This is a genomic window from Prevotella sp. C561 (genome assembly GCF_000224595.1).
Lineage (GTDB): Bacteria > Bacteroidota > Bacteroidia > Bacteroidales > Bacteroidaceae > Prevotella > Prevotella jejuni.
Genome location: NZ_JH114151.1, coordinates 1 through 7,743, shown reverse-complemented (window position 1 = coordinate 7,743; position 7,743 = coordinate 1). Strand labels below are relative to the sequence as shown.

Here is a 7,743-nt window from a genome sequence, read left to right as displayed (position 1 = left end):
GTTTGTAAACTATTTTGTACAGCTCAAACCCAATACATGCTCTTTTGGCTTCTAAAAGACGCCCTTTTGGCTTGCAAAAGATGCTCTTTAAGACCCTTGCTAACGCCCTTTTGAAGCCCAACTAAGCACCTTTTACTTTATACCTGGTAACTAATTGATATCCTGTTGATTGCAAACCTGCTTCATGTGTGTATTTTTGCCGTTAGTTATAGGTGTTTTCTTTGAAATTATGTAATGATTTTTCAAACTCTTGTCTGCAGATTTTCGAAGTCTTAAAACGAAAAGATTTTCAATGAAAGAGGATGAAAAGAGGATAGATAGTTGACTGTCTCAGCCATATTTTTGTTTAATGAGTAACTTTGGCTCTTACGTTAAAGCACTACGAAAAGCGTCCACACATTTAACGGAAGAACCTGTTTTGTAACCTAACACAAAGCGGATGACAAATAAAAAGAGGATTGCCTTTTATCAGCAATCCCCTTTATATGTAAACGATAGAACTATCTCATCAACCATTTTCCATGCACCTTCACCATTGGTACAACAAACTGCTCGGTTGTCTTGTCACCATAATGGAAAAGTAGGAAGGCACTGGCTGTACTGTCCTTGGCAGAGAACACTGATGAAGTCAAAGATACTGAGTCGACACCTTTATGGTCTTCTTTCTGCTGCTCAACGAACTGACGGAAATTAATCAAAAGCTGTTTACGATAACTATCAGGCAATTTCTCTACACGATTTTCACCATTTAAAAAGGCATCATACTTACCTTTCAATAATTGCTCGTAATAGTGCTTGGCAGCCTGACCAGCCAGTCTACCGTGATCTATCTCATCCTTCTTCTTGCTACATGCCAATAACAAGCATGGTAAAACAAGAAGAAAAGAATACAGAACTCGTTTCATTGACATTCCTCCTACAGCTACTTCTGACGAACAAACACATTGATTGGACAACCATGAAGGTTCCAGTTCTCACGAATCTTATTCTCTAAGAAGCGACGATACTGCTCCTTGACATATTGTGGGAGGTTCGCATAGAATACGAAAGATGGAATCTGTGTGTTTGGAAGCTGTGAGCAATACTTAATCTTGATATACTTACCCTTCACAGACTGTGGTGGGGTTGCCTCGATGATAGGAAGCATGACCTCGTTTAACTTCGTTGTACCAATATGTATTGTGCGGTTCTGATATACTTGCTTTGCTGTTTCAAGAACCTTAAAGATACGTTGTTTGGTCAGTGCTGAAGCAAAGATAATTGGGAAATCAACGAATGGTGCCATACGGCTACGAATAGCATTTTCAAAGGTGTCGATGACTTTCTGCGTCTTATCCTGTACCAAGTCCCACTTATTCACAACGACAACAAGACTCTTGTTGTTACGCTGTATGAGCTGAAAGATATTCATATCTTGTGACTCAATGCCTCGAGTTGCATCCAACATAAGAATACATACGTCCGCATTCTCAATACTTCTGATAGAACGCATCACACTATAGAACTCCAAGTCCTCGGTTACTTTGTTCTTACGACGGATACCGGCAGTATCAACAAGATAGAAATCAAAACCAAACTTAGTGTAACGTGTATAGATACTATCACGTGTTGTACCTGCTATCTCGGTCACTATATTACGGTCTTCACCAATGAAGGCATTGATAAGACTTGACTTTCCTGCATTAGGACGACCTACAACTGCAAAACGAGGGATATCTTGATCTACGATTTCATCTGGTGCATCTTTTAGATTCTCAAGTAGTGTATCGAGCAAATCACCTGTTCCTCCACCCGTGGCAGCACTGATACAGATAGGATCACCTAAACCAAGCTTATAGAATTCGGCTGCCTGATAATACTCACCACTGTTATCTACCTTATTGGCTACAAGGAGTACAGGTAGTTTGGTGCGTCGAAGAATCAATGCAACATCCTCATCCCAGTCGGTAATACCGGTCTCCGTATCAACAACAAAGAGTACAAGGTCGGCCTCTTCAGTTGCCACAAGAACCTGTTTGCGGATTGCATCTTCAAAAATATCATCTGACTTCACAACCCAACCACCAGTATCTACGACAGAGAACTCACGTCCGTTCCATTGACACTTACCATATTGACGGTCGCGTGTGGTACCTGCAGTATCACTTACAATTGCATGACGTGTTTGGGTTAATCGATTGAATAAAGTGGACTTACCTACGTTTGGGCGTCCTACGATAGCTACTAAATTTGCCATTTATATTGGTCTTTTCCCTCCTCATAACTCTTGAATAGCTTTATTACTACCATGAGAAGGCCCAGATGTGGTCAGGCATCCGATGAATATTTGCCGAGGATGACCATTCCCCAGCCCTCGCATCGTGCGAGAGTGTACCCTACTAAGCAGTTAGGGCGATTTTCTCTTATTATAAAGGTAGGCTATAAACCTTATTGGGCTTATTTGCTTTATTTTCTTATTAGCCTTATTAGCCTAATTGGCCCTATTAGCCTAAGACATTCATTAGCCTTATCAGCCTAATTGGCCCTATTAGCCTAAGACGCTTATTAGTCTCATTAGGCCCATAAGGCTTATTAGCATTATTAGGCCATTTTGCCTAAGAAGACCCCTCCCAGCCTATCCTATTTAGGCTTTCCTCTCCTTCCAAGGGATCGATGAGGCCCCTTTTCTACTCCGGATTATAACCGAAATGCTTTAGTTCCTTCTGTGAGTTACGCCAGTCCTTATCCACTTTCACGAAGGTCTCAAGGAAGATCTTCTTATCAAAGAAACGTTCCAAACTCTTACGAGCCTCAGTAGACACCTTCTTGAGAGCCATACCCTGATGTCCAATGATTATTCCCTTTTGACTATTACGTTCCACATAAATGACCGCATTGATATGGATTTGGCGGTCATCCTCCTTGAAGCTCTCAACAACAACCTCAACGGAATAAGGGATCTCCTTATCGTAATAGCGCAGAATCTTCTCTCGAATAATCTCTGAAACGAAGAACTTTGCAGGCTTATCTGTCAACTGGTCCTTATCAAAGAAGGCTGGACTCTCAGGCAATAGTTCGTGAACACGCTTCAAGAGAATATCTGTACCAAACTTATTCTTAGCTGAGATGGGAAGTATCTCAGCATTTGGTAACAGTCCATGCCACTTCGTCACAAGGTCGCCAAGCTTCTTCTGATCACTCTCATCAATCTTATTGATAAGTAAGATGACTGGTATTGACATCTTTGCAACCTTTTCAAGAAAGTCCATATTCTTCTCAGGATCTTCTATAACATCGGTCACATAAAGTAAGATATCAGCATCTGCCAAAGCTGATTCTGAGAATTGAAGCATCATCTCCTGCATCTTATAATTGGGTTTCAACACTCCTGGCGTATCTGAGAAAACGATCTGCGAATCCTCTGTGTTGACAATTCCCATTATACGATGACGTGTTGTCTGAGCCTTGAAAGTAGCTATACTGAGTTTCTCACCAACGAGTTGATTCATCAGTGTACTCTTTCCGACATTTGGATTACCTACGATATTTACAAATCCTGCTTTGTGCATATATACTATATCCGACCATCTCTTCCTAAAAGAAGGGACTTTTGAAAAGTTCTGTTATAATATTAACTTAAGAAACGGACGTGAGACAATATCTCAACAACCATATTCTTAATCCGATTTTAATAGAAAAGCGCACCTATCTTATTATGAAAGAAAGATGCGCTCTTTGTATGATAACTTAAAGTCTTTACTTCTTAACCGCCGCAGAGGCACCGTCGTATGCCCACTTAAAGTAAGCTGCACCGTTAACGAAACCTGCACCGAAGGCAGTGAATATAATCTTATCACCCTTCTTCAGTTGTGACTCATAATCCCAAAGAACAAGTGGCATACAAGCAGCACTGGTATTACCATAACGCTGAATGTTAACCAACACCTTCTCCATTGGGACACCTATGCGTTTTGCAACAGCCTCGATGATACGAAGGTTCGCCTGATGACAAACTACATAATCAATATCGTTCTGTGTCAAGCCATTGCGCTCCAACAGTGTTGCGCAATCTTCGCCCATTGCCGTTACAGCATAACGGAAGACAGTGCGCCCCTCCTGGTAGGTATAATGCAAACGATGATCAACCGTAAAACTTGAAGAAGGACAAACTGAACCACCAGCCTTTACGTGGAGGAATGGAAGGCCCTTACCATCTGTACGATGATAAGAATCAATCATACCAATACCCTCTTCCGTTGTTCCTTCTAACATGATAGCACCTGCACCATCACCGAAAAGAGGACATGTCGCACGATCACGATAATCAGTTATTGCTGACATCTTATCAGCACCGATAACAATGATACGCTTATGACGACCACTCTGGATCATATTGCAAGCTACATCGAGTGCATACATGAAACCGCAACAAGCAGCAGCTAAGTCAAATGCGAACGCATTCTTTAGTCCAAGCTTTCCTAAAACGATAGAGGCTGTGGAAGGATGCGGATAGTCAGGAGTCGTTGTAGCAACAATGACAGCATCAATACTATCTGGATCAGCACCTGTCTTCGTCATCAGGAGCTTTGCTGCTTTACGTGCCATATAAGACGTACCGAGGCCTTCCTCCGTAAGGATGCGGCGCTCCTTGATACCTGTACGAGTAGTAATCCACTCGTCATTGGTATCAACCATACGAGACAATTCCTCATTGTTGAGGACATAGTCTGGCACGTATCCAGCGACACCTGTTATAATCGCATTGATATTACTCATGCTTATTCAGCTGTTTCTTTTACGACAGCAACCTTACCGCGATAGTAACCACAAGTTGGGCAAACTGTGTGATAAACATAATAAGCACCACAATTAGGGCATAATGCCAATGTAGGAGCTACTGCCTTATCGTGAGTTCTTCTCTTGAGTGTACGAGTCTTTGACTGTCTTCTTTTTGGATGTGCCATAATTCTTTAAACGTTTAATATTTTATTTTTCAATTTTAATAGAGCTTCCCAGCGCGGATCCATCGCCTGCTCGTCTTCCTCACCGCTTCGGGCGGCAGAATACTCCTCAAGAGCTCGTACCATAGCAGGGTTGCATTTTCCAGGTGCATGCACATGCTTGATAGGGATTGCGAGAGCTATGAATTCGTAGAGGTACCATGCAACATCGAGTATTCCTTCGTCCTCGGCCACCGTTACAAGGTCGTCCTCTTCTGAGTTTTCTTTTCCTAACTTAACTTCGAGACGTTGTATTGTCTCTATTGGCTGCTCTACTGGGTCGAGACATATATCGCACGGAACCATTACCGTACCTGCCTCATGGAAATCAAGGGTAAAGAAATCATCTCCTGTGCGCACAATATCAAGAGATACATGCACACATCCTTGACTCACTTCAGGAGCGTCAACTGCCTTAAAGTAAGCGTCATCCAGGTCGAACTCAAGGTGATTAACACCTTCTTCCTGACCCTTCAAATCTATTTTAAGGGTTTCTAAGTCCATAATTGGGTTGCAAAGTTACGAATATTTTTCTGATTATAAGCAAATTATAAGTAAAAAAAGTAAGAACACATGTGTAAGTCTTATTATACTCTTTCGCTTATACCCATAATCAAATGATGTTTTGTGTAGTCTATTCATTGAAAGACAAAGTGATTTTTCATTTATAACGAAGGTTCTAACAGAGTACCTACCACATCCTGTCTATGGGTCGATAAGCAATAAAAATTAAGACCTTTGATTGCTATATCTTAATTACTTTCGTATAAAAAAGTGTTTTTCTTCATGAACAAAAACATTTATTCTCATGAAAAAAAATTTTTTATCATGAAGAGAAATTCAGAACATGGAGTCTTACCTCTTTCGAAGTTCTATTCGAAAGGTGGTACCTTTACCTATTTCTGAGTTTTTAACATATATCTTTCCATGATGATACTCCTCTATTATACGTTTAGCGAGACTCAAACCTAAGCCCCAGCCTCGCTTCTTGGTTGTAAAGCCAGGTCGAAACACATTACTTATATCTTTCTTTTTTATACCTTTACCCGTATCACTTACTTCAACGATAGCACGCTTGTCTGTCTCTTCCAGACGTAACGTTATACGACCTAACTTTCCCCCCATCGCATCAACAGCATTCTTACATAGATTCTCAATTACCCACTCAAAGAGGGATGCATTCATATTAATGATAACATCTTCATTAGGTAGCTCTGTCTTCATCTCAATCTTCTTTGAGGTACGACGATCCATATAATCAACAACATGGATAAGAACCTCATTCAAACAGGATGGAACGGGTTCAGGAATTGACCCAATCTTTGAAAAACGATCTGCTATCAGTTGTAATCGTTTTACATCCTTATCCATCTCAGGCAAGAGTTCATCGTCTGGATAAGTTTCTTTCAAGATTGTCGACCAAGCCATTAAGGAAGAAATAGGTGTGCCCAATTGGTGCGCAGTTTCTTTACTTAATCCCACCCAAACTTTATTTTGCTCCGCACGCTTCGAAGTCAATAAAGCAAAAATAGCAACAATAACAAATAATAGTACCACTCCTAACTGTACGTATGGATAAACGGCAATACGCTTTAACATCAAAGAATCGTCATAACATACATCTATATAATCATGATGATTCTTACTCAAAGAAATACGAATTACCTGTCCAGATGCCTTCATCTGTTGCCCGTATGAAGTTATAAACGCAATACTATCTTTAGCATTTCGTGCCTTAATCTCTATATTACGATATTCTGTGACAACTCCTTCGTTATTCAACACAACAATAGGAATAGTATGATTCTCGTCTAAAACTTTCAAAACAAGACTTAAATCAGTGTTTTCATCTGCAGCACTTAATGATTTCATCGCTTCTGCCCACACCTGCATCTTACTCTTCTCCTGTTCAGCCAAGTCATGTGTCAAAGAACGTGACACAAGTAAAGAGGCTACAGCTATAAGAATTGCTGCAACTACTAAGAAAATCTTTACTTGTCGAATCCTATCGGTCCACTGCATATAAAGAATTAACGAAAAGAATAAAAGAATATTATAAAAAATGACTTAATCCTATAACAAATTACTCAACAAGCTTAATTAGTAAATTTAACTTATTATCCTAAAACTATTAGGCTAATTAGCCCAATTAGAGTTATAAGCCTTATTAGCCCCATTAGACTTATAGGCTCTATAAGGCCCATTAGGCATATCAGCCCCATACTATTAAGCCCATAGCCCCTTAGACTTATAAGCCATATAAGGCCCATTAGCCTAATAACCATCCCTTGTAAAACTCTTCCATCACTCACCAACAACAAAAAAAGAGAGGGTGTGTCAAAATGTACACATCCTCTTTTCTATGCACAAAGCCCCGACTTTCTCAAGCCAGGGCTTTGCTATTTCCTAAAGTTTTTGTACCTTTAGGCATACAAAAAAATCTCATTATGACAAAGGTACACTTTCGTTCTTACATACACAGGAAAATGATTCTTTTTCCTCAAAGAATCGATAAGGATATCGCAGAAGATGACCCTGTTCGTCTTTTAGATGCCTTGGTGGATAATCTTATGTTGGATAATGTCTACAAGCTTTATAAGCCCAGTGGTCGCAAGCCTTATCATCCACAAATGATGCTCAAGGTGATTCTTTACGCCTACATGAATAATATCTATTCCTGCCGTCGTATAGAGTCGCTCCTCAAGCGTGACATTCATTTCATCTATCTGGCAGGATATGAGCAGCCTGATTTTATACCATCAAT

General features: G+C 40.3%; 8 protein-coding genes. 1 reads left to right on the top strand and 7 read right to left on the bottom strand.

Going from position 1 to position 7,743, the window contains the following annotated elements:
* Positions 1-500: 500 nt before the first annotated feature.
* From HMPREF0666_RS12090 to HMPREF0666_RS12060, 7 genes are all read right to left on the bottom strand, one after another.
* Entirely contained in the window at positions 501-905 is a 405-nt protein-coding gene (locus HMPREF0666_RS12090) for a hypothetical protein (protein ID WP_009012650.1), read from the bottom strand.
* A gap of 17 nt (positions 906-922) precedes the next feature.
* On the bottom strand, positions 923-2,236 hold the full coding sequence (gene der / locus HMPREF0666_RS12085; protein ID WP_009012649.1) for a ribosome biogenesis GTPase Der: 1,314 nt from the start codon (positions 2,234-2,236) through the stop codon (positions 923-925).
* Positions 2,237-2,666: 430 nt separating this feature from the next.
* Complete coding sequence (gene era / locus HMPREF0666_RS12080; protein WP_009012648.1) at positions 2,667-3,548, bottom strand: GTPase Era; 882 nt, start codon at positions 3,546-3,548, stop codon at positions 2,667-2,669.
* 187 nt (positions 3,549-3,735) lie between these two features.
* The gene (locus HMPREF0666_RS12075; protein WP_009012647.1) at positions 3,736-4,755 is read right to left on the bottom strand and encodes a beta-ketoacyl-ACP synthase III; all 1,020 of its coding nucleotides are present in this window, start codon (positions 4,753-4,755) and stop codon (positions 3,736-3,738) included.
* Positions 4,756-4,757: 2 nt separating this feature from the next.
* Complete coding sequence (gene rpmF / locus HMPREF0666_RS12070) at positions 4,758-4,943, bottom strand: 50S ribosomal protein L32 (protein ID WP_009012646.1); 186 nt, start codon at positions 4,941-4,943, stop codon at positions 4,758-4,760.
* Positions 4,944-4,949: 6 nt separating this feature from the next.
* Positions 4,950-5,483 carry a DUF177 domain-containing protein gene (locus HMPREF0666_RS12065; RefSeq protein WP_009012645.1) on the bottom strand — a complete coding sequence of 178 codons (534 nt, stop codon included), beginning with the start codon at positions 5,481-5,483 and terminating at the stop codon, positions 4,950-4,952.
* Between the two features lie 351 nt (positions 5,484-5,834).
* A complete protein-coding gene (locus tag HMPREF0666_RS12060; RefSeq protein WP_009012643.1) occupies positions 5,835-7,001 on the bottom strand; it encodes a PAS domain-containing sensor histidine kinase in 1,167 nt (388 codons plus the stop codon).
* 425 nt (positions 7,002-7,426) lie between these two features.
* On the opposite strand from HMPREF0666_RS12060, the gene HMPREF0666_RS12050 reads away from it, so the two are divergent.
* Positions 7,427-7,743, top strand: a 317-nt coding sequence (locus tag HMPREF0666_RS12050) for an IS1182 family transposase (RefSeq protein WP_009012642.1), incomplete at its 3' end; no start/stop codon positions are given.

Bases quoted from the DNA above. Each gene is read 5' to 3' on its own strand.
- HMPREF0666_RS12065 (WP_009012645.1), bottom strand. From the start codon at position 5,483: ATGGACTTAGAAACCCTTAAAATAGATTTGAAGGGTCAGGAAGAAGGT.
- rpmF (WP_009012646.1), bottom strand. From the start codon at position 4,943: ATGGCACATCCAAAAAGAAGACAGTCAAAGACTCGTACACTCAAGAGA.
- HMPREF0666_RS12075 (WP_009012647.1), bottom strand. From the start codon at position 4,755: ATGAGTAATATCAATGCGATTATAACAGGTGTCGCTGGATACGTGCCA.
- HMPREF0666_RS12090 (WP_009012650.1), bottom strand. From the start codon at position 905: ATGAAACGAGTTCTGTATTCTTTTCTTCTTGTTTTACCATGCTTGTTA.
- der (WP_009012649.1), bottom strand. From the start codon at position 2,236: ATGGCAAATTTAGTAGCTATCGTAGGACGCCCAAACGTAGGTAAGTCC.
- era (WP_009012648.1), bottom strand. From the start codon at position 3,548: ATGCACAAAGCAGGATTTGTAAATATCGTAGGTAATCCAAATGTCGGA.
- HMPREF0666_RS12060 (WP_009012643.1), bottom strand. From the start codon at position 7,001: ATGCAGTGGACCGATAGGATTCGACAAGTAAAGATTTTCTTAGTAGTT.